General features: G+C 60.8%; 15 protein-coding genes and 1 pseudogene. 7 read left to right on the forward strand and 9 right to left on the reverse strand.

The annotated features are described in order from the left end of the window. The first annotated feature begins 136 nt into the window (after positions 1-136). From AGR13A_RS15585 to AGR13A_RS15595, 3 genes are read left to right on the forward strand one after another with little or no spacing between them, the layout of a single operon-like run. Complete coding sequence (locus tag AGR13A_RS15585; RefSeq protein ID WP_080837304.1) at positions 137-901, forward strand: ImuA family protein; 765 nt, start codon at positions 137-139, stop codon at positions 899-901. Next, on the forward strand, positions 816-2,333 hold the full coding sequence (locus AGR13A_RS15590; RefSeq protein WP_167377560.1) for a Y-family DNA polymerase: 1,518 nt from the start codon (positions 816-818) through the stop codon (positions 2,331-2,333). Before AGR13A_RS15585 ends, AGR13A_RS15590 begins: the two co-directional genes overlap by 86 nt. Next, positions 2,330-5,608, forward strand: a complete 3,279-nt coding sequence (locus tag AGR13A_RS15595) for an error-prone DNA polymerase (protein ID WP_080837310.1) — start codon at positions 2,330-2,332, stop codon at positions 5,606-5,608. The genes AGR13A_RS15590 and AGR13A_RS15595 overlap by 4 nt, the downstream gene beginning before the upstream one ends. A 14-nt stretch (positions 5,609-5,622) precedes the next feature. On the opposite strand, the gene AGR13A_RS15600 is transcribed toward AGR13A_RS15595, so the two are convergent. Continuing rightward, positions 5,623-6,261, reverse strand: a complete 639-nt coding sequence (locus AGR13A_RS15600) for a class I SAM-dependent methyltransferase (RefSeq protein ID WP_080837312.1) — start codon at positions 6,259-6,261, stop codon at positions 5,623-5,625. A 58-nt stretch (positions 6,262-6,319) separates the two neighbouring features. Further along, entirely contained in the window at positions 6,320-7,258 is a 939-nt protein-coding gene (locus AGR13A_RS15605; RefSeq protein ID WP_035220770.1) for an AraC family transcriptional regulator, read from the reverse strand. Positions 7,259-7,438: 180 nt separating this feature from the next. Here AGR13A_RS15605 and AGR13A_RS15610 point away from each other — a divergent pair, with 180 nt between their 5' ends. Next, entirely contained in the window at positions 7,439-8,656 is a 1,218-nt protein-coding gene (locus AGR13A_RS15610; RefSeq protein ID WP_080837316.1) for an MFS transporter, read from the forward strand. Between the two features lie 136 nt (positions 8,657-8,792). Here the strand turns inward: AGR13A_RS15610 and AGR13A_RS15615 are convergent, their stop codons facing one another. The 6 genes from AGR13A_RS15615 to AGR13A_RS15640 form a co-directional block, all read right to left on the reverse strand. Continuing rightward, positions 8,793-9,980: a Gfo/Idh/MocA family protein gene (locus AGR13A_RS15615; protein WP_080837321.1), complete on the reverse strand. Its 1,188-nt coding sequence runs from the start codon at positions 9,978-9,980 to the stop codon at positions 8,793-8,795. A gap of 21 nt (positions 9,981-10,001) precedes the next feature. Continuing rightward, complete coding sequence (locus AGR13A_RS15620) at positions 10,002-11,054, reverse strand: sugar phosphate isomerase/epimerase family protein (protein WP_080837323.1); 1,053 nt, start codon at positions 11,052-11,054, stop codon at positions 10,002-10,004. Between the two features lie 145 nt (positions 11,055-11,199). Beyond that, positions 11,200-12,273, reverse strand: a complete 1,074-nt coding sequence (locus AGR13A_RS15625) for an ABC transporter ATP-binding protein (RefSeq protein ID WP_080837326.1) — start codon at positions 12,271-12,273, stop codon at positions 11,200-11,202. 17 nt (positions 12,274-12,290) lie between these two features. Further along, on the reverse strand, positions 12,291-13,139 hold the full coding sequence (locus AGR13A_RS15630; protein WP_080837329.1) for a carbohydrate ABC transporter permease: 849 nt from the start codon (positions 13,137-13,139) through the stop codon (positions 12,291-12,293). Continuing rightward, positions 13,132-14,070, reverse strand: a complete 939-nt coding sequence (locus AGR13A_RS15635; RefSeq protein ID WP_080837331.1) for a carbohydrate ABC transporter permease — start codon at positions 14,068-14,070, stop codon at positions 13,132-13,134. The genes AGR13A_RS15630 and AGR13A_RS15635 overlap by 8 nt, the downstream gene beginning before the upstream one ends. Positions 14,071-14,142: 72 nt before the next feature. Next, positions 14,143-15,444, reverse strand: coding sequence for an ABC transporter substrate-binding protein (locus tag AGR13A_RS15640; protein ID WP_080837333.1), 1,302 nt, complete (start codon positions 15,442-15,444; stop codon positions 14,143-14,145). Positions 15,445-15,641: 197 nt separating this feature from the next. Between AGR13A_RS15640 and AGR13A_RS15645 the strand changes: the two genes are divergently transcribed. From AGR13A_RS15645 to AGR13A_RS15655, 3 genes are read left to right on the forward strand one after another with little or no spacing between them, the layout of a single operon-like run. After that, on the forward strand, positions 15,642-16,841 hold the full coding sequence (locus tag AGR13A_RS15645) for an ROK family transcriptional regulator (protein WP_080837335.1): 1,200 nt from the start codon (positions 15,642-15,644) through the stop codon (positions 16,839-16,841). A gap of 52 nt (positions 16,842-16,893) precedes the next feature. Continuing rightward, a complete protein-coding gene (locus AGR13A_RS15650; protein WP_080837338.1) occupies positions 16,894-17,994 on the forward strand; it encodes a Gfo/Idh/MocA family protein in 1,101 nt (366 codons plus the stop codon). Positions 17,995-18,011: 17 nt separating this feature from the next. Beyond that, positions 18,012-18,653 carry a ThuA domain-containing protein gene (locus AGR13A_RS15655; RefSeq protein ID WP_003500892.1) on the forward strand — a complete coding sequence of 214 codons (642 nt, stop codon included), beginning with the start codon at positions 18,012-18,014 and terminating at the stop codon, positions 18,651-18,653. Positions 18,654-18,823: 170 nt separating this feature from the next. Here AGR13A_RS15655 and AGR13A_RS15660 read toward each other — a convergent pair. Continuing rightward, a pseudogene (locus AGR13A_RS15660) lies at positions 18,824-20,181 on the reverse strand (amidase). Positions 20,182-20,187: the final 6 nt, after the last annotated feature.

The raw sequence follows: 20,187 nt of genomic DNA on the forward strand, positions 1-20,187 counted from the left end.
ATGGCCGCAAGGCCATAATCCCGCTCTTCCCGTGCAAACTGTTGAAGAGCGGCACTGCATTGCTTGACTCTTTGCTGAAATAAGAACAAAACAGGAACAATAGAATTGAAAATCCGGAATTGAAACCTGTCATGCCATGCAAAAGCGCGCGGAACAGTTGCTCGTTGTCGAAGAGCTGCGTGAAAGGCTGGAAAGGATCGGTAACGGGCCTCATCGCCTGCACGAGACCTTGCCTTTCGGCGTGGATGCCATCGACCATCACCTGCCGGGAGGCGGGCTGAAGCTCGGTTGCCTGCATGAGGTGAGCGGCGGCGGCAATGGCGCTGCCGATGGCGCGGCGGCCGCCCTTTTTGCGGCCGGTGTGGCAGCAAGGCTTTCCGGCAAGGTTTTATGGTGTGTCACCCGCCGGGATCTGTTCATGCCGGGGCTGACGCAGGCGGGCCTGTCGCAGAACCGGGTCATCATCGTTGAATGCCGCGATGAAAAAGGCGTGCTCGACTGTTTCGAGGAAGGCCTTCGCTGCAACGGCTTCGGCGCAGTGATGGGTGAGGTGGCGAAACTGCCGATGAACGCCTCACGGCGGCTGCAACTGGCAGCGGAAACCTCTGGGGTTACCGGCATCGCCATCCGCCGCTTCCGGCGTCAAGCCGATGCGGCGCTGTTCGGCGAGCCGACGGCGGCGGTGACCCGCTGGCGCATCTCTGTCCGGCCCTCATCCCCCTTGCCGGTGCCGGGGGTGGGCAGGCCGCGCTGGTTTCTGGAGCTTTTGCGATGTCGCGGCGGCGAAAGTGCCGAATTTGAAGTGGAAGCCTGTGATGCAAAGGGTCGTCTCGCTCTACCTGCCGACATGGTCGACGGATCGTTTCCGGCGTCTTTCGGGCAAGGACGCGCCGCCGGTTGAAAAGCCTCTGGTCATGATCGGCCGCCAGGGCAGCCGCCGGCTGGTGCTGGCGCTCGACAAGGCGGCAAAGGCGGCCGGCATCCGGCCCGGCACGCCGGTCAGCAAGGCGCAGGCGCTGGTGCCGGGCCTTATCGTGGAAGATATGGATACGGCTGGTGATGCCCGCGCCCTGCAGCAGCTGGCCTTTCATTTCCTGCGCATCTATGCCCCCATCGTTGCCGCCGACCCGCCGGACGGGCTGGTGCTGGACACGGCGGGGGCGGACCATCTGCACGGCAATGAGGCGCTGATGCTGAGCGGCATGGTCAACCGCCTGCATGCCGCAGGCTTTGCCGCCCGCGCCGCCATTGCCGACAGCTGGGGTGCGGCCCATGCGCTGGCCCGTTTCGGCCGTGAGGAAATCAGCATCGTGCCACCGGGCGGGCAGCGGGTGGCGGTTAGCGGCTTGCCATTGGCCGCGCTCAGGCTGGAAGAGCGTATTGTTTCCGGGCTGAAGGTGCTCGGTTTCCGCAGCATCGGCGAGCTGGCCGATGCCCCGCGCGCGCCGCTGACCCTGCGTTTCGGCCCCGAACTCGTCCGCCGTCTTTCCCAGGCTTTCGGAGAGATCGGCGAACCCATTGAACCGGTGCGCGTGGCCGAGCTGGTGGAGGTGCGGTGCGCCTTTCCCGAACCCATTGCAGCGGCGGAGACGATTGCCCGTTATACACAAAAACTGGTTATGGAGCTTTGTGTCGCGCTGGAAAAGCGCGGCCTTGGCGCCCGCCGTGTCGATCTGGTGCTGCACCGGGTGGATAGCGGCCTGCAGGCGGTGCGGGCAGGCACCTCCAGACCGGTGCGTGATGTCAAACAGCTTGTCCGGCTTCTGACCGACCGTATCGACACCATCGATCCCGGCTTCGGCATCGAGATGATGGTGCTGACTGCCACCCATGCCGAGCCGCTTGTCGCCGCGCAGGCCCGATCCTCGCTTCTGGAGGAAGGCCGTGCGGACATCGCCGATACGGTCGATGTCATTCTCAATCGCGGCCACCGGGTCTATCGTTATGCGGCGGTGGCAAGCGATGTGCCGGAACGCTCCCTTACCCCCGTTGCGGCGCTTGCGCCTGAGGATACGCTCGGCTGGCCCGGCCACTGGCCGCGTCCGGTCAGGCTTTTTGCAAGGCCGGAACCCATCGAGACGCTGGCGCTGCTGCCGGATCATCCGCCGCGTTATTTCCTCTGGAAAGGCGTGCGCCACAATGTGCGGCGCGCCGACGGGCCGGAGCGGGTGTTCGGCGAATGGTGGAAACGCGACCGGGAAAAGGCCGCCGTACGCGATTATTTCATGGTGGAAAACGAAGGCGGCGAGCGCTTCTGGATTTTCCGCTCCGGTGACGGCGAACATGCGGAAACGGGCTCGCAGGGCTGGTTCATCCACGGGGTTTTCGCATGAATACGCCGCTTTATGCCGAACTGCAGGTGACCACGCATTTCTCCTTCCTGCGCGGCGCAAGCTCCTGTGAGGAGCTGTTCGAACAGGCGAAAAATCTCGGCATCCAGACGCTGGGCATCGTGGATCGCAACAGCCTTGCGGGCATTCCCCGCGCTTATGAAGCCGCCAATAATCATGGCATCCGCCTCGTCATCGGCTGCCGGCTTGATCTGGATGATGATATCTCCGTGCTTGCCTATCCCATGGATCGCCCGGCCTACGGACGGCTGTGCCGGCTGCTTTCCGTCGGCAAGAAAAGGGGTGGCAAGGGCAAATGCCGGCTGACATGGGATGACCTCGTCGCCTATGGCGAAGGCCTGATCGTGGTGCTGCTCGCTGACCTCGCGGATGATCTTTGCGCACTGCGGCTGCGACGTCTCAAAGCTGCCTTTGCCGACAGGGCCTATATGGCGCTCAGCCTCCGAAGACGCCCCAACGACCAGATGCGGCTTTTCGAACTGTCGACTATGGCGGAAGCGGCTGGTGTGCCGACCGTGGTGACCAATGACGTGCTGTTTCATGTGCCCGAGCGGCGCATGCTGCAGGATGTCGTCACCTGCATCAGGCACAATTGCACCATCGACGAGGCGGGTTTTCGGCGCGAACGCCATGCCGACCGCTATATGAAGCCGCCGCAGGAAATGCACCGGCTGTTTGCCCGCTACCCCGAGGCGCTGGCCCGCAGTCTTGAAATTGCGAAACGCTGCACCTTTTCGCTGAAAGAACTGGTCTATCAATATCCAGAGGAGCGCACCCTGCCGGGGCTGACAGCGCAGCAGGCGTTGGAAAAACTGGTCTGGGAGGCGGTGCCGGGGCGGTATCCGCATGGTTTGCCGGAGAAGGTGGAAAAGGCGTTGCATCATGAGCTGGCGGTTGTCGGCAGGCTGCAATATGCCTCCTATTTCCTGACCGTGAATGCCATTGTCCGTTATGCGCGCTCAAAAGATATTCTATGCCAGGGACGTGGTTCGGCCGCCAATTCGGTTATCTGTTTTGTGCTCGGCATCACCGCCATCGATCCTGCCCTCTTCAGCAATCTCGTCTTCGAACGTTTCGTTTCCGAAAACCGGGGCGAGCCGCCGGATATCGACGTGGATTTTGAACATCAGCGGCGCGAGGAGGTCATCCAGTGGGTCTATGACACTTACGGCCGTGACAAGGCAGCGCTCTGCTCCGTTGTTACCCGTTATCGCGGGCGTGGGGCGCTGCGCGATGTCGGCAAGGTTCTGGGCCTGCCGGAAGATCTGACGAAGCTTTTGTCCTCGCAGGTCTGGCGCTGGAGCGAGGGGGTGGGCGAAAAGCAGGTGAAGGAGCTGAACCTCAATATGGAGGATCGCCGCCTGAAGCTTGCCTTCGAACTGGCCAACCAGCTTGTCGGCACACCGCGCCATCACAGCCAGCATCCGGGCGGCTTTGTTCTGACCCATGACCGGCTGGACGAACTGGTGCCGATCGAACCCGCCGCCATGGACGACCGCCAGATCATCGAATGGGACAAGGACGATATCGATGTCGTGAAGTTCATGAAGATGGATTGCCTGGCGCTTGGCATGCTCTCCTGCATGAAGCGCGGCTTCGACATGCTGGAGGCACGCACGGGAGAGAAATACGATCTCGCCGCCATGCCGCCGGATGACAAACCCACCTATGCCATGATCCAGAAGGCCGATACGCTCGGCACGTTCCAGATTGAAAGCCGGGCGCAGATGTCGATGCTGCCGCGCCTGAGGCCGAAGGAGTTTTACGACCTCGTCATTCAGGTCGCCATCGTTCGCCCCGGCCCCATTCAGGGGGATATGGTCCATCCCTATCTACGCCGCCGGCAGGGAAAGGAGCCGGTCCTTTTTCCGAAAAAAGAACTTGAAAGCGTCTTGGGAAAGACGATGGGTGTTCCGCTGTTTCAGGAGCAGGCGATGCGGATCGCCATGGATTGCGCCGGCTTCACCGCGGATGAGGCTGACCAGCTGCGCCGCGCCATGGCGACTTTCAAGAATGCCGGCACCATTTCCAAATTCAGGGAAAAGCTCGTCACGGGCATGGTGGAGCGCGGTTATGAGCAGGAATTCGCCGAACGTATCTTCAAACAGCTCGAAGGTTTCGGCAGCTATGGTTTTCCCGAAAGCCACGCGGCATCCTTCGCGCTGATCGCCTATGCCTCCTCATGGCTGAAGTGCCATCATCCCGATATTTTCTGTACGGCGCTTCTCAACTCGCAGCCCATGGGGTTTTATGCCCCGGCGCAGATCGTGCGCGATGCGCGCGACCATGGTGTGGAGGTGCGCCCGGTCTGCGTTAATAACAGCCGCTTCGACTGCGTGCTGGAACCGACCGGCAAGACGGACACCAATGGCAAAGAACGTTATGCCGTGCGGCTCGGCATGCGTCTGGTGAAGGGGCTTTCCAACAAACACGCTGCCGATATCGTCGCCGGCCGGCAGGACCGGGCTTTTGCCTCGGTGGATGATCTCTGGCGAAGGGCCGGCGTTCCTGCCGCTGCCCTCGTCTGCCTTGCGGAAGCGGATGCCTTTCTGCCGTCGCTTTCGCTTGCCAGACGCGAGGCGCTCTGGGCCATCAAGGCTTTGCGGGATGAGCCGCTGCCGCTTTTTGCCGCCGCCGCCAGCCGGGAAAATGCTGTCGTGGACGAGCTTCAGGAACCGGCCGTCGCGCTCAGGCCCATGACGGATGGCGGCGAGGTGGTGCAGGATTACGGTCATGTGGGGCTCACCCTGCGCGAACATCCCATGACCTTCCTGCGGCGCGATCTTTCCCGCCGCCGCATCGTTACCTGCGCGGAGGCGGTGCGTGTGCGTGACGGCACATGGCTGGAAACGGCGGGTCTGGTGCTGGTGCGCCAGCGCCCCGGCTCGGCCAAGGGCGTGATATTCATGACGCTGGAGGACGAGACGGGCATTGCCAATGCGGTGCTGTGGGTCAAGACCTTCGAAAAATACCGGCGTGTGGTTCTGTCCGCCGGCATGGTCGGCATTTACGGCAAGATCCAGCGGGAGGGCGAGGTGGTGCATCTGGTCGCCCACCGGCTGACCGATCTGTCAGAGGCTCTGGCAAGCGTGGGCGAACGCAACCACGCATTCCCCCTGCCGCATGGGCGTGGCGATGAGTTCCACCACGGCATGCCGCCGGAAGATCATCGCACTATTAAGAAACGCCCGCCGCCTACAGTCGATGATGAAGATGATGTGGAGCGGATAAAGGTCATTTCCCGCAATTTTCATTGAAAAGGCGGTTCAGATTATCTTTTACGCGCCACGATATAAGGCCGCTTGTCATTGCCCTTTGTCGCGTGGAATTCCGTGGCCAGAATGTCGAAGCCTCCGGCTGTTATATGCCGGCTCAACTCGGTGGCGGTGAAGATGCCGGCATAGGGGGCCTTGCCGATTGCGCGCATGGCCGGCAACACAAGGCGGATAAACGGATTCATATCCCCGACGCAGGGTGTCTTGGTGATGAACAGCCCCTGCGGGGCAAGCAGGGAATGTATGTGCTGTAATGCACCGGGCAGGTCACGGACTAGATGAAGATAATTGAAACCCAGAACCGCGTTAAACTGCGCGGGGTGAGGCACAAGCGTTTCCACGGTCGCAATGCTGAAAACGAGGTTGGTGAGAGAGCCGGCGGCGTGTTTTCTTTCCTGCGCAATCGCAATCATGTCCGTGGAAATATCCGTCGCAAGATAGTCTTTGACACCGCCTGCCAGCCGGATTGCCGTTGTCCCGGTGCCGCAGCCCAGTTCCAATATACTGTCTTCCGGCCTCAGCAGGCCGCGGGTTCGCTCCAGCGTGCGCTCATATCCCGCTTCATCCGCAATCCTGCCTTCGGCATATTTCCGCGCTGTCCGGTTCCAGAAACGGGCGTCGTCGGCAATGCTCATGGTGGTTGTTCCCCGGACGGCGTCTCAAGCGATATCTTATCCGGCTTGTTTGAAGCTTTTAAGCCGCATCCTCCAGCCCTGCCGTGTCCTTCCTGCGGAACTGGCTGGGTGGTGCGCCGATCACGCGTTTGAAAGCGCGGCTGAAGGAGGCTTCGGAATCGTAGCCGAGTTTTTCCGCCGCCAGCGTCACACGCATGCCTTCGCGCAGCCATAGCCGCGCCTGATGCATGCGAATGCGCACCACATAACGCGCCGGGCTCTCCCCCACCACGCGGGTGAAGCGTTCCGCAAAACTGGACCGGGATGCGCCCATCAGCGAGGCAAGCTCTTCCACGCTCCAGTCCTTTTCGGGGGTGAGATGGATCGCCGCCAGCACCCGCCCAAGTTCGGGATTGCGCACGGCGGCAAGCCAGCCGCTGGAATCGCCGCAGCCATGTTCCACCCATGTGCGGATCAGGGTCGCCGTCAGGACATCGGCAAGCCGTGCCAGAATGCCCCCGGCGCCAACGCGGTTCAGTTCCACCTCGCGCGCCATGGCTTCCAGGAGATGCGGAATGGCCGGATCGCTTTTGGCAAGATCGCTGGTCAGCATCACATCCGGCATCAGCTGCAGCAGCGGATGCAGATTATCCATGTTGAAACGCATCGAGGCCGTGAACGCCACCGTGTCGCCGCCGGCGCTGGCGCATTGCATGTCGAAAATGCCCTGGCACACTTCCTTTTTGCCGAAGCGATCGAACAGGGCGGGCGTCACACCCTCGCCGCTGCCCAGCACATGGGCGTGGCCGCGGGGCAGAAGCACCGCATCGCCACATGTCAGCGTCAGCCACTCCCCGGAAGGTTTCTGCAATTTGGCCTGTCCCACGCCAATGAAATGAAATCGCGCCGCCTCCTGTTCGGGAAAGGCCGTCGCCCAGGGCGTAGCCATGCGGCAGCGGCCATATTCGACGCCATCAAGCCTGAGACCTCGCAGCATTTCCGTCAGGGCATCGTTCATGACATCTCACAAATTCGGACGTTTGGTTAAGGAATAAGGATTTTCTAGCATGGAAACGCCAGCCTGTCACGCATAGCTTACGACCATCGATTTGCAGGCGATGGACCGGCCTCCCCCGGCCTCATCGTTTCGCCATTCCGTTTCAGAGCGTATTCCCGCAATGCGCATCAGGAGATTTTCATGAATAGCCGGACAATCAACGAACTTAAATATACGCCGCGCAAGACAGAGCCGGATGCGAAATGGGCCGCCGTGGTTTCGCTTTCACTCGGCGTCTTCGGGCTGGTGACGGCGGAATTTCTGCCGGTCAGCCTTTTGACGCCGCTATCGGCCGATCTTTCCATCAGTTCCGGCATTGCCGGCCAGTCCATCACCGTCACCGCGCTGGTTGCGGCGGTGGCTGGTCCCGGCGTCGTCATCGGCACACGCAGCATCGATCGCCGCTGGACCCTGCTCGGGCTTACCACGCTGCTGATCATTTCCAGCACGCTTGCCGCCTTTGCCAACGGTCTTTTCATGCTGTTTGCATCACGCGTTCTGCTCGGCATCGGCCTTGGCGGTTTCTGGGCCATGTCGGCGGCGCTGGCGCTGAGGCTTGTTCCGCTGGATAAGATGCCACGCGCCATGGCCATCATTCTGACGGGTGTTTCGGTTGCCACCGTCTGCGCCGCCCCCGTGGGCGCGTGGATAGGGGCAACGCTTGGTTGGCGTGCGGCCTTCGTCGTTGCCGGCGTGCTTGGCGTCATTGCACTTCTCGTGCAATTGCTCACCGTTCCGTCCCTGCCGCCAGCCGGTGCGCCCGGTCTTGCCACCATGTTCCGGCTGCTACAGCGCCCGCAGGTCAGGATCGGCCTTCTGACGACGCTGTTCATCGTCGCAGGTCACTTTGCCGGCTTCACCTATGTCCGTCCGTTCCTCGAAGAGGTGCCGCACCTTGGCGTCGAGGCGATCTCGCTGGTCCTGCTGGTTTACGGTATCGGTGGTTTCTTCGGTAATCTCTTCGGCGGTTTCCTCGCCGAGAAAAATACGGCATGGGCGGTGACGTTCGCCGCCACCCTGATCGCCGCATCCGCCTCTGTTCTGGTGATTGCCGGCGCATCGCCCCTTGTCGCCGGTCTCGCCATCGCCTCCTGGGGCTTCGCTTTCGGCGCACTTCCGGTCAGTGTGCAGAGCTTCATCACGAGGGTTGCTTCAGACGAGGCCGAAAGCGCCGGCGCCCTGCTGCTCACCACCTTCCAGATCGCCATCTCCAGCGGTGCGGTTCTGGGCGGCCTGCTGATCGACCTTCAGGGCGCAACCATGGTCTTCGTCTTCGTGGCCATAGCGGCACTCCTCGGCGCATCGCTCATGGCATCCCGCCGTGGCGTGGTGCCGCAGGTCGAAGCCTCGCAAATATAAGATACCAGTTGCAGAAAAGGACCCGCACGCGTGCGGGTCCTTTGATTGATAAGCCGCTGCTCAGCGCCGGAGCCCCAAAAGGCTCGCAGCGCATTTTCAATCCGGGTCGGGCATGGCGATCATACCCGATCCCATTTCACAATTTCACCCAGCCACCGTTCTTCTTGCCGGATTCGATACAGGCCGTAACAAAGGCAACACCTTTGACGCCATCATCGATGGTTGGATAGGTAACCGCCTTGTCCAGCGCAGAGCCTGTGCGGCGGGCCTCAATGGCATGGGCCGCTTCCGTATATATGGTGGCGAAGGCTTCGAGATAACCTTCCGGATGGCCGGACGGGATGCGGGTGACGCGTGCCGCCGCGGCCCCAGCGCCTGCGCCGCCACGGGTGATGAGCTGCTTCGGCTCGCCGAGCTTCGTGAACCACAGATAGTTCGGATCGGCCTGCGTCCATTCGATGCCAGCCTTGTCGCCGTAAATGCGGATTTTCAGCCCGTTCTCGTGGCCAACGGCCACCTGACTGCACCACAAAAGTCCCTTGGCCGCCTGCTTGCCATCCTTCGGCTTGAAGCGCAGCATCACATGGGCATTATCATCCAGCCGTCGGCCCTCGACAAAGGTGTGCACATCCGCCGCCAGCTCATCCGCTTCCAGACCGGAAATGAAGCAGCCGAGATTATAGGCATGGGTGCCGATATCGCCGGTGGAACCGCCGACACCGGATTGCGCTGGATCGGTGCGCCAGACGGCCTGTTTCGCACCGGTCTGTTCCACCGCTTCCGTCAGCCAGTCCTGCGGATATTCCATCTGCACCAGACGGATATTGCCAAGTTCACCGGCCTCCACCAGTTCCCGCGCATGCCGCACCATCGGATAACCGGTATAATTATGCGTGAGGATGAACAGCGCATCGGCCTTGTCGGCCACCTGCTTCAGCTTTTTGGCATCTTCCAGATTGGAGGTCAGCGGCTTGTCGCAGATGACATGGATGCCGCGCTCCAGAAACGCCTTTGCGGCGGGATAGTGCACATGATTGGGCGTGACGATTGCCACCGCCTCGATACCGTCTTCGCGAAGGGCCTCTTTTTCGGCCATTTCCTCGAAGGACCCGTAGCAACGCTCAGGATCGAGCCCGAGTTCGCGGCCCGAGGCAATGGATTTTTCCGGCGTCGAGGACAGGGCGCCCGCCACGAGATCGAAACGATTGTCGAGCCGTGCGGCCATGCGGTGAACGCCGCCGATGAATGCGCCCGAACCACCGCCCACCATGCCAAGGCGAATCCGCTTGTTCGCCTTGTCGGTTGTCTTTCCTTCAATAGCCATAATATCTCCCCTGAAATGCTTTTAAAGCCCGAGCATGCGGCGGTTGGCCGCATCGTCGGTGCCACCGGATGCGAAATCGTCAAAGGCTTTTTCCGTAACGCGGATGATATGCGCCTTGACGAATTCCGCGCCTTCACGGGCACCGTCTTCAGGATGTTTCAGCGCGCATTCCCACTCGACCACGGCCCAGCCATCGAAATCATTGGCCGCCATTTTTGAGAAGACGGCACCGAAATCAACCTGCCCGTCACCCAGCGAGCGGAAGCGGCCAGCCCGCTCCACCCAGCCCTGATAACCGCCATAAACGCCTTGCCGCCCGGTCGGATTGAACTCCGCATCCTTGACGTGAAACATCTTGATACGGTCTTTGTAGATATCGATATTGTCGAGATAATCGAGGCATTGCAGAATGTAATGCGAGGGATCGTAGAGCATGTTGGCGCGCTTGTGGTTCTTCACCCGCTCCAGGAACATCTCAAACGTCACGCCATCATGCAGGTCTTCACCCGGATGGATTTCGTAGCAGACATCCACACCCTGCTCATCGGCATAATCGAGGATCGGCGTCCAGCGCTTCGCCAGCTCATCGAAGGCGGTTTCCACCAGACCGGCCGGGCGTTGCGGCCAGGGGTAAATGAACGGCCAGGCGAGCGCGCCCGAAAAGGTCGCATGCGCCTTGATGCCGAGATTCTTCGACGCTTTCAGCGCCAGCTTCACCTGCTCCACCGCCCATTGCTGGCGGGCTTTCGGATTGCCGCGCACTTCAGGTGCTGCAAAACCGTCGAAAGCCTCGTCATAGGCCGGGTGAACGGCAACAAGCTGGCCCTGCAAATGGGTGGAAAGCTCGGTCACCTCGACACCGTTCTGGCGCGCCACCCCGGCAAATTCGTCGCAATAATCCTTCGATTCCGCCGCTTTTCTGAGATCGATCAGCTGCCCGGCCCATGTCGGCACCTGCACACCGGCATAGCCCTTTTCGGCCGCCCATTTGGTAATGCTGTCCCAGCTGTTGAAAGGGGCGACATCACCGGCAAACTGGCCGAGAAAAATACCCGGTCCCTTGATCGTTCTCATAAAAACTCCTCCCTGTATCGATACAGTTAAGCGGTAAAACCGCTTTGGCTCCCAGCGCCAAGCTAACCGGTCGTAATTTTCAAACAAGCCCCAAAAGCGGAGGGACGAGAGAATTTCGCTATTTCACTAAAAAAGCGAAAACCGGCTAAAGCGCCAGCCCGCTCGCCCTGTCGAACACATGCACGCGCTCATGATGCACGGTCGCGGCAAAGGGGGTGTTGACCTTGACCGGCTGCTCGCCATCCACCACCGCCGTCACCTGATCGCCCGCCAGTTCGAAGACCACATGGGTCTGCGCTCCCGTCGGTTCCACCAGCACCGTCCGGCCGGACAGCGATATATCGCCGCCGATGGTCGAACCGATATGTTCGGGGCGAAGTCCGATCGTCACCGGCTGGCCGCGCTTGACCTTGCGTGTCGCGGCAATACGGATCGCGGTTCCGTCTTTCAGCCGGGCGGCAGGCTGGTCGCCCTCGCCATCGACCACGCCTTCGATGAGGTTCATGGCCGGCGAGCCGATGAAGGCGGCAACGAAGAGATTGGCCGGTGTCTTGTAAAGTTCGAGCGGCGTGCCCTGCTGTTCGATACGACCGTGATTGAGCACCACCACCCGGTCCGCCAGCGTCATCGCCTCGATCTGGTCATGGGTGACATAGATGGACGTCGTGCCAACTTTCTGGTGCAAAGTCTTGATTTCGCTGCGCATCTGCACGCGCAGCTTGGCATCCAGATTGGACAACGGCTCATCGAACAGGAAAACGGCCGGATTGCGCACCACGGCGCGGCCCATGGCGACGCGCTGGCGCTGGCCGCCGGAAAGCTGCGAGGGCTTGCGATCCAGAAGCTTGCCGAGATCGAGCATGCGGGCGGCTTCCGCCACGCGCTCCTCTATGACGTTCTTTGGCTGACCGGCGAGCTTAAGGTTGAAGCCCATGTTTTCAGCCACCGTCATATGCGGATAAAGCGCATAGGACTGGAACACCATGGCGATGTTGCGCTCGCGCGGGGTCATGCCGTTGACGACGGTGCCGCCGATGAGGATATCCCCATCGGTGATTTCCTCCAGCCCGGCGATCATGCGCAAAAGCGTGGACTTGCCGCAGCCGGAAGGCCCGACCAGCGCGATGAATTCGCCATCCGTAATATCAAGCGAGATGCCGTGAATGACATCGAGCGCGGCATAGGACTTGCGGATATCCCTAAGTTCGACGGAAGCCATGTTTTGCTCCTTTCAAGTCACGATTTGACGGCACCGGCCGTCAGGCCCGCGATGATGTGTTTCTGTGCGAGGAAGAAAACGATGACGGTCGGCAGGATCGTCAGCGTGATGAAGGCGAGAACGAGTTGCCATTCCGTGCCGAATTCGCCGCGATACACCATGATGCCGAGCGGCCAGGGATATTTCGATTCCGAATTCAGCATGATCAGCGGCAGGATATAGCTGTTCCAGCTGCCGACGAAGGACACGATGCCGACGGTCGCCACAATCGGCCGCGAAAGCGGCATGGAAATGTGCCAGAAGAAGCGCAGATAACCGCAGCCATCCACGAAGGCGGCCTGAAACAGCTCCTCCGGCAGATTGCGGAAATAATTGCGGAACAGGAGAATGCTCATGCCCAGCCCGAAGGCCACCTGCGGCAACACCACACCCCAGTAGGTGTCTAGCAGGCCGAGATCGCGGATGCGGATGAACAGCGGCAGGATCGCGGTGGCCGCCGGGAACATCAGCCCCAGCAGGAAATAATTCAGCAGGAGGGACGAGCCGAAGAACTTCACATGCGCGAAGGTGAAGGCGGCCATGGCCGAGACGGTCAGCGTCAGGAACACCGTCAACAGCGCGATGACAAGCGAATTGAAGATTTGCAGCCAGTAACGTTTGCCGAAGAGAATATCGCCGTAATTGGCCCATTGCCATTCGGCAGGAATGCCGAACGGGTTGACACGCAGGTCTCCCAGCGTCTTGAAGCCGCCAAGCGCGGTAGTAAGCAACGGGATGAGCACAATGGCCGCAATCAGGCTCAGCGATATGTAAAGATAAAGCTTGGTTTGCAGCGGCATGCGGACGGAGGTGGGTGTATCAGTCATGGCGCATGAAAATCCTTTTGTAACCGAAGGCGAGCGTCACGCAGATGATGAAAAGAACGACGCCGACCGCGCTGCCAAGCCCCACCTGCATGCGCATGACGCCGTAGGTGTAGAGGAAGGTAACCATGGTCTGCGTGGAGTTGGACGGCCCGCCGCCGGTGAGCGGCATGATCATGTCGAACAGCTGCAATGAGCCGATGACCGCAAAGAAGACGGAAAGGCGCACCGTGGAGCCGAGCATTGGCAGCGTGACATAACGGAACTTCTGCCAGCCGGAAGCGCCATCGATTTCGGCGGCTTCCAGCACGTTCTTGTCGACGGATTGAAGGCCGGCGATGAACAGCATCATGTGGAAACCAAAATATTTCCAGACGATGACGCCGAGCACGGCATAGATCGCCACATCCTTGTCGGCCAGCACGTAAGGGTTGGCAAAGCCGAAAAAATTGGAGATGGCGGCGAAGAGGCCATAATCGCCGTCATAAACGAAACGCCAGATCAGACCGGCTGCAACATCCGCCAGCACATAGGGCAGGAAGAAAACCAGCCGGAAGGCAACGACGCCGGGAATGCGGTGCGCCAGCATCATCGCAAGCCAGATCGCCAGCGGGATCTGGATCAATACGGAAATCAGGATGATGAGGCCATTATTGAGCAGGGCCTGCGAGAAGGCGGCATTGCCGAACAGGACCTGAAAATTCCGCAGCCCCACGAAATCCGTCGGCGTGCCATAGCCGTTCCAGCGATAAAGGCTGTACCACGCCGCCTCGCCCATGGGCAGGATGACGAACAGGGTAAAGAGCAACAGTGCCGGCGGTAGAAACACCAGAAGGGTCAGCGCCCGGTCATGCGCAACCGAACTTTGCTTGCGCTTCGCCTTTGCCGCGCCGCGCGCCGGTATGGATGCAGAAGTCATGGAAATATCCGTCATCTCTATCCGCTTTCTTTTATGCAGATATCGCGGCGCCGCGTTTTAGCGCGGCGGCCGCAATGCAGGTGACAATCAGCGAAGCTCGAAAGCGTCCTGAATTTGCTTGGCACCCTCTTCCGCGCTCATCTGGCCGGAGACGATCTCGACGGAGACATCATTGACGACGCGGCCGACGGCAGCGCCCAGCGTCTGATCAAAGAAGTTCTGGTGCCAGGTGGAGCCGGCAAGCTGCTTCGCCGAATCCGCCAACAGCGGGTTCTTGACCGCACCATCCGCACCCGTCGCAACGGGCAGGATCATGCCGGCGGCTGCCATCTTCTCTTCACTTTCCTTGCTGGTCAGGAAGGCCGCGAAATCGATCGCTTCCTTGGAGGCGTTTTTCGTGACCGCCCAGCCATTCAGGCCGCCCAGCGTATCGGTGGCCTTGCCCGCGCCGCCTTCGACGACGGGGAAGGCGAAGCGGCCGATATTGTCGGCGGCCAGCCCCTTGCCGTCACCGGCATTTTTACGCTGATTGGCCTCGGTATTGTCGAAACCGAGGATCATCGCCGCCTTGCCGTCACCGAACACGCCGAGCGCCTGCGGCCAGGTGGAGCCGAGATAGCCGGGCTGGAAGGGTTCGAGCTTGCCAAATTCGGCCAGCTGTTCACCCGCCTTGATGATGGCCGGATCCATGAAACCTTCGCCCTCGCCCTTGCGGGCGGCATCGAACACGGCCTGCCCGCCATTGCGCATGACGAGATAGCTCCAGTAGAAATGGATCGGCCATTTTTCACCGCCGCCACCGGCGATCGGCACGATGCCGGCTTCCTTGATCTTCTTGACCGTGGCGCCGAGATCATCCCAGCTCTTGATGTCTTCCACCTTCACGCCAGCCTTGGCAAACAGCTCCTTGTTATAAAAGAAGCTGACGAGGCTGACCTTGTAGGGCACGGCCCAGACCTTGCCATCAAAAGACAGGCCATCGATTGCGGAGGAGTTATAGGCCTGCCGGAGCTTGCCACCATCGGCGTCGAAAACCTCGCTCAGATCCTTCAGCGCACCGGTTTTGGACTGTTCTTCGAGAACGCCGCCACCCCAGCTATAGAAGAAATCCGGCACGTCGTTGGATTGTAGGAGGGTCGGCAATTTCGCCTTGAAGGCTTCGTTTTCCAGAAATTGCAGCTGTACATCCACATCAGGATGCTTGGTCTCGAAATCCTTGGCAATTTCCTCCCAGACGGCCACGGCTTTCGGGTCCAATTCCACATGCATCCATTTAACGACCGTTGCGGCCGAGGCGCTTGCGGCGCCGAGCATGAGAGCAATGCTTGTCGTTGTGGCAAAGCCTGTCAGCCTGCCGCTCAGGCTTGCGCCTGCGTGCCAAATCGTCATGATTGTGATCCTCCCTGGGGATTTCCTCATTTATTCCCCAATGCGGATTAATTCACATTAGGCCTCGCCCAATGTCAAGGCGCTATGCCGATTTTTTGCCCAAACAGCTTGACACACCCCTCCCCTACACCGTTATTTAATCCGCAACCCGATATAAATCGGCTTCACGAACAGGCATCGATCGCAGCAGGACCCCCATGAAGACCGCAGACCCAGAACTGATGCGCGCGATCAACAGGCTGAGCGTGCTGGATAGCATCCGCCGTCACGGACCGATCTCGCGTGTGGAAATCAGCGAAAGAACACAACTCTCCACCACAACCGTTTCGGCGATCACCGCCTCACTGCTCGATGACGGGCTGATTCTCACCCGTCATATCGGCGATATCCGCACTGAAGGCGCGCGCGGCAGGCCGCGCGTGATGCTGGAGCTGAACCCGGATGCAGCCCGCGTGGTGGGCGCCAAGATCGCCGCAAGCCGCATGGTCTTTGTCGTCACCGATTTCTGCGGCAACGTGCTTTCAACGCTTGCCCTGCCGATCCGTGTTGACCGCCAGCCCATCGGCGTCATCGCCGACCTGGTGGAGGACGGTGTGCGGCGCTGTGTGGTCGATGCCGGGCTATCGCTGGAAGATGTGGACATGGTCTGCCTCGGCCTGCCCGGCGTCATCGAACATCGCACCGGGAAAATCCGCAGCAGCCCGATTTTGCGGGAAGTGAACGTCAATTTCGCCGAGGAAATGACGGCGCGGCTGAATTCGCCGACCATCATCGAAAGCGACGCCCACGCCATCACGCTCGCCCATCACTGGTTCGGCCATGCCCGCGATCTGGAAGACATGGTGCTGATTTCGCTCGAACAGACGCTCGGGCTTGGCGTGCTGCACCAGAACCAGCTGTTTCGCGGTGCCGGCGGCCTCAGCCACAATCTCGGCGACCTCGTCATCGGCCTTGCCAATGATGGCACGGTACGGCTGGCGAGCCAGGCGGGCGAAAACGCCATTTTAGGCTCGCGCCCGGTGGACGGACGCTTTGCCGAGGCGATCCGGCTTGGTCGCGGCATGCAGCATGCCCATGCGCTGATTGCGGCTGAAGATCACAATCTCATTGCGGCAGCCCTGCGCGCCGGCGCGGCACTGGGCCTGACGCTTGCCAATATCGTCACGCTGTTTGCACCGCCACGTGTCATCATAACCGGCTCCAGCCTCGAACTTGGCGAACCCTTCATCGCCAGTATTCGTGACAGCTACAACGCCGCCGTGCCGCCTTCGCTGGCCGGCGTCGCCGAGCTGGTTTTCGACATTGCGAGCGACGAGCTGTGGGCGCAGGGGGCAGCAGCAGTGGCACTCTACGAGCTTTACGAATCGCCATGGAACACCACGGGGCCAGCGCTTTAGCCCACGGGTTGAGCACGGGCTTCGGCATTTCTGATTTACGGGAGGAAATCACATGAACAGGGTCGGTATCGGCATCATCGGCTGCGGCAACATCTCCAGCGCCTATCTCAAGGCCATGGCGTCGTTTCCCATTCTCGACATTCGCGGTCTTGCGGATATGAACGAGGCGGCGGCGAAAGCCCGCGCCGATGAATTCGGCCTTAAGGCAACCAGCATCGACGCGCTTCTCGCCGATCCTTCCGTGGAGATCATCGTCAACCTGACGATCCCCAAGGCGCATGTGGAGGTGGGGCTGCGCGCGCTTGACGCCGGCAAACACGCCTATTCCGAAAAGCCGCTCGGCATCAATTTCGCCGAGGGCAAACGCCTTGCGGATGCGGCAAAGGCAAAGGGCCTTCGCATCGGCTCGGCCCCCGACACCTTCCTCGGCGGCGGGCACCAGACCGCACGCCGTCTGATCGATGAGGGCGTGCTCGGCCAACCGGTTGGCGGCACGGCCACCTTCATGTGCCCCGGCCATGAGCGCTGGCATCCCAACCCGGCCTTCTATTACGAGGTTGGCGGCGGGCCGATGCTGGATATGGGACCCTATTACATCACCGATCTCGTCAACCTGTTCGGCCCGGTCGCCAAAGTCGCGGGTTTTGCCATCGCGCCGCGCAATGAGCGCCTCATCACCAGCGAGCCGAAAAGCGGTGAAAAAATCCCCGTTCATGTTGCCACCCATGTCTCCGGTGTGCTGGCGTTCCAGAATGGCGCCTTGGTGCAGGTGGGCATGAGCTTTGATGTGGCCGGCCACAAACATGTGCCGCTGGAACTTTACGGCACCGAAGGCACGCTGATCGTGCCCGATCCAAACCATTTCGGCGGCGAGGTGCAATTGCTGAAAAAGGGCGGCCAGTTCGAGCCGCAAGCGCTGTCATCCCCCTATGCGGACGGCAATTACCGCTCGATAGGCGTAGCGGATATGGCCCATGCGATCCGCGAAAATCGCCCGCACCGCGCCAATGGCGATCTTGCCCTGCATGTGCTGGAGGTCATGGAGGCCTTCCAGACGGCATCGGACACCGGCACCACCGTTTCCATCACCACCAAGGCGGAGCGCCCTGCTCCGCTCGAAACATCGCTGGTCGACGGCCAGCTCGGCAAATAATCCGGAGGAGAAAATAAATGCGCGAAGCACTCATCGTCTGGGGCGGCTGGAGCGGCCACGAGCCGCAGGAATGCGCCACCATCGTCAAGGACATGCTGGAGGAAGACGGTTTCAAGGTCTATGTCGAGCACAGCACGGAAGCTTTCGCCGATCCTTCGGTGCATGATCTCAGCCTCGTGGTGCCCATCGTCACCATGTCGAAGATCGAAAAGGAAGAGATCAAGAACCTGACGGCCGCCGTGGAAAACGGCGTCGGCATCGCCGGCTTTCACGGTGGCGCGGGCGATAGTTTCCGCGAATGCGTCGAATATCAGTTCATGATCGGCGGCCAATGGGTTGCCCATCCCGGCAATATCATCGACTACCACGTCAACATCACCCGCCCCGACGACCCGCTGATGGAGGGGATTGCCGATTTCCCCTATACGTCGGAGCAATATTACATGCATGTCGACCCTTCGAACGAGGTTCTGGCAACGACGAAATTTACAGGCGATCATGCCTGGTGGATCGACGGCGTGGTGATGCCGGTGGTGTGGAAACGCAAATACGGCAAGGGCCGGGTCTTCTATTCGGCGCTTGGCCATCAGGCCAAGGAGTTTTCCGTACCGCAGATGAAAACCATGTTCCGCCGCGGCGCCAACTGGGCGGCTCGGTGAGGCTATAGGTCGAGACGGCCAAATACTCTCTCCGTCATGCCGGACTTGATCCGGCATCCAGCAGCCGCGCGTCTGCGCGGCGTCAGGAGTCTTTCGCGATCAAGGACTTGATCGCGCTGGACCCCGGATCAAGTCCAGGGTGACGGAGAATGGCTGTGTGAACCGCCCTCTCAGCCCCGAACGATCTCTTCCGCAGCCATCGCAACACCCAGCACATGCTCATCCGCACCATGCAGGCCAGAAAGCAGCAAACCAACCGGCATTCCCGCCTCACCTGTTCCGCACGGAATGGAAACGCCGCAGAGATCGAAAAAATTGCCAATCTGGGTGTTGCGCAGGGTCTTTGCATTCATGGCGAAAAAGGCATCGTCATCATCGAGAAGCGGCGCGACCCTGGCGGCGACATGCGGCAATGTCGGCGAGACCAGCAGTTCGTCCTTGCCGATCATTTCGGAAAACGCCGCCGTCATGCGTTCACGCGCTTCCATAATCCCAATATAGTCGGGCATGGAGATATTCGCGCCAAGCCTGGTTCTCGCCACCACACGCGGGTCCATCCGCGCGGCATCCGCGCCTTCCAGCCGTGCCTTGTGCAGGGCAAAAGCCTCCGCCGTCACCAGCGCGCCCTTTTCCCTGATAAGATCGAACAATTGCGAAAAGATCGGGAATGCCTGCCGCCGCACTGAGGCGCCGGCACGGGAGAGCCGCTCCACCGCCTGTTCGAAAGCAGCTGCGACGCCCTCCTCGATACCGTCAAAAAATACCGTTTCCGGCACGACGAGCGACAGGCCGGCAAGAGGCTTGCGTGCCAGATCGGCAGCAGCCCTGCCACGCATGGCGGCATCCACCCAGACGGCATCCTGCACGGTTCGGGTCAGCGGCCCAAGCGAATCGAGGCTTTTCGCGAGCGGATAAACACCACGCATCGAATAACGGCCACGGCTTGCCTTGTAGCCCACCACGCCATTGAAGGCGGCGGGAATGCGCACCGATCCGCCGGTATCCGTGCCGATCGCCACCGGCACCAGACCTGCGGCCACGGCAACGCCCGCACCGGAGGACGAGCCGCCCGGCAGACGGTGATCATCCGTGGAGGCCGGATTGCGCGGCGTGCCGTAATGCGGGTTGATACCGAGGCCGGAAAACGCAAACTCGCTCATATTGGTGCGGCCGACACAGACCATTCCGGCCCTTTTCAGCGCCGTCACCACATCGGCGTCGCGGGGGCAGGCGCATCGCCCGCCAGCACGGTCGATCCGGCCGTGGTCGCCATGCCTTCAAGATCGAAAAGATCCTTCCAGGCCACCGGAATACCGTCGAGCACACCCAGGGAGCGTCCTTCGCGAATGCGTCTGGAGGCTGCCTCCGCTTCCGCCATGGCCCGCGCCGCCGTCAGGCCAACAAAAATCGCCTGATCGCCCTCTTTACCGATCGCATCCAGCGTCTCTTCCGCCAGGGCGCATGGATCGAGATGACCGCTCTGGATGAGAACGGAAAGCTGAGCGATGTTTTTACCCCTGTGAGCCATGATGAT

The sequence above is a fragment of the Agrobacterium genomosp. 13 str. CFBP 6927 genome, from assembly GCA_900012615.1.
Taxonomy (GTDB): Bacteria; Pseudomonadota; Alphaproteobacteria; order Rhizobiales; family Rhizobiaceae; genus Agrobacterium.

What these genes read in the sequence shown, in the direction of transcription:
- AGR13A_RS15595 (WP_080837310.1), top strand. Translation starts at nt 2,330, where the DNA reads ATGAATACGCCGCTTTATGCCGAACTGCAGGTGACCACGCATTTCTCC.
- AGR13A_RS15610 (WP_080837316.1), top strand. Translation starts at nt 7,439, where the DNA reads ATGAATAGCCGGACAATCAACGAACTTAAATATACGCCGCGCAAGACA.
- AGR13A_RS15635 (WP_080837331.1), bottom strand. Translation starts at nt 14,070, where the DNA reads ATGACGGATATTTCCATGACTTCTGCATCCATACCGGCGCGCGGCGCG.
- AGR13A_RS15615 (WP_080837321.1), bottom strand. Translation starts at nt 9,980, where the DNA reads ATGGCTATTGAAGGAAAGACAACCGACAAGGCGAACAAGCGGATTCGC.
- AGR13A_RS15640 (WP_080837333.1), bottom strand. Translation starts at nt 15,444, where the DNA reads ATGACGATTTGGCACGCAGGCGCAAGCCTGAGCGGCAGGCTGACAGGC.
- AGR13A_RS15655 (WP_003500892.1), top strand. Translation starts at nt 18,012, where the DNA reads ATGCGCGAAGCACTCATCGTCTGGGGCGGCTGGAGCGGCCACGAGCCG.
- AGR13A_RS15625 (WP_080837326.1), bottom strand. Translation starts at nt 12,273, where the DNA reads ATGGCTTCCGTCGAACTTAGGGATATCCGCAAGTCCTATGCCGCGCTC.
- AGR13A_RS15585 (WP_080837304.1), top strand. Translation starts at nt 137, where the DNA reads ATGCAAAAGCGCGCGGAACAGTTGCTCGTTGTCGAAGAGCTGCGTGAA.
- AGR13A_RS15650 (WP_080837338.1), top strand. Translation starts at nt 16,894, where the DNA reads ATGAACAGGGTCGGTATCGGCATCATCGGCTGCGGCAACATCTCCAGC.
- AGR13A_RS15605 (WP_035220770.1), bottom strand. Translation starts at nt 7,258, where the DNA reads ATGAACGATGCCCTGACGGAAATGCTGCGAGGTCTCAGGCTTGATGGC.
- AGR13A_RS15630 (WP_080837329.1), bottom strand. Translation starts at nt 13,139, where the DNA reads ATGACTGATACACCCACCTCCGTCCGCATGCCGCTGCAAACCAAGCTT.
- AGR13A_RS15590 (WP_167377560.1), top strand. Translation starts at nt 816, where the DNA reads ATGCAAAGGGTCGTCTCGCTCTACCTGCCGACATGGTCGACGGATCGT.
- AGR13A_RS15645 (WP_080837335.1), top strand. Translation starts at nt 15,642, where the DNA reads ATGAAGACCGCAGACCCAGAACTGATGCGCGCGATCAACAGGCTGAGC.
- AGR13A_RS15600 (WP_080837312.1), bottom strand. Translation starts at nt 6,261, where the DNA reads ATGAGCATTGCCGACGACGCCCGTTTCTGGAACCGGACAGCGCGGAAA.
- AGR13A_RS15620 (WP_080837323.1), bottom strand. Translation starts at nt 11,054, where the DNA reads ATGAGAACGATCAAGGGACCGGGTATTTTTCTCGGCCAGTTTGCCGGT.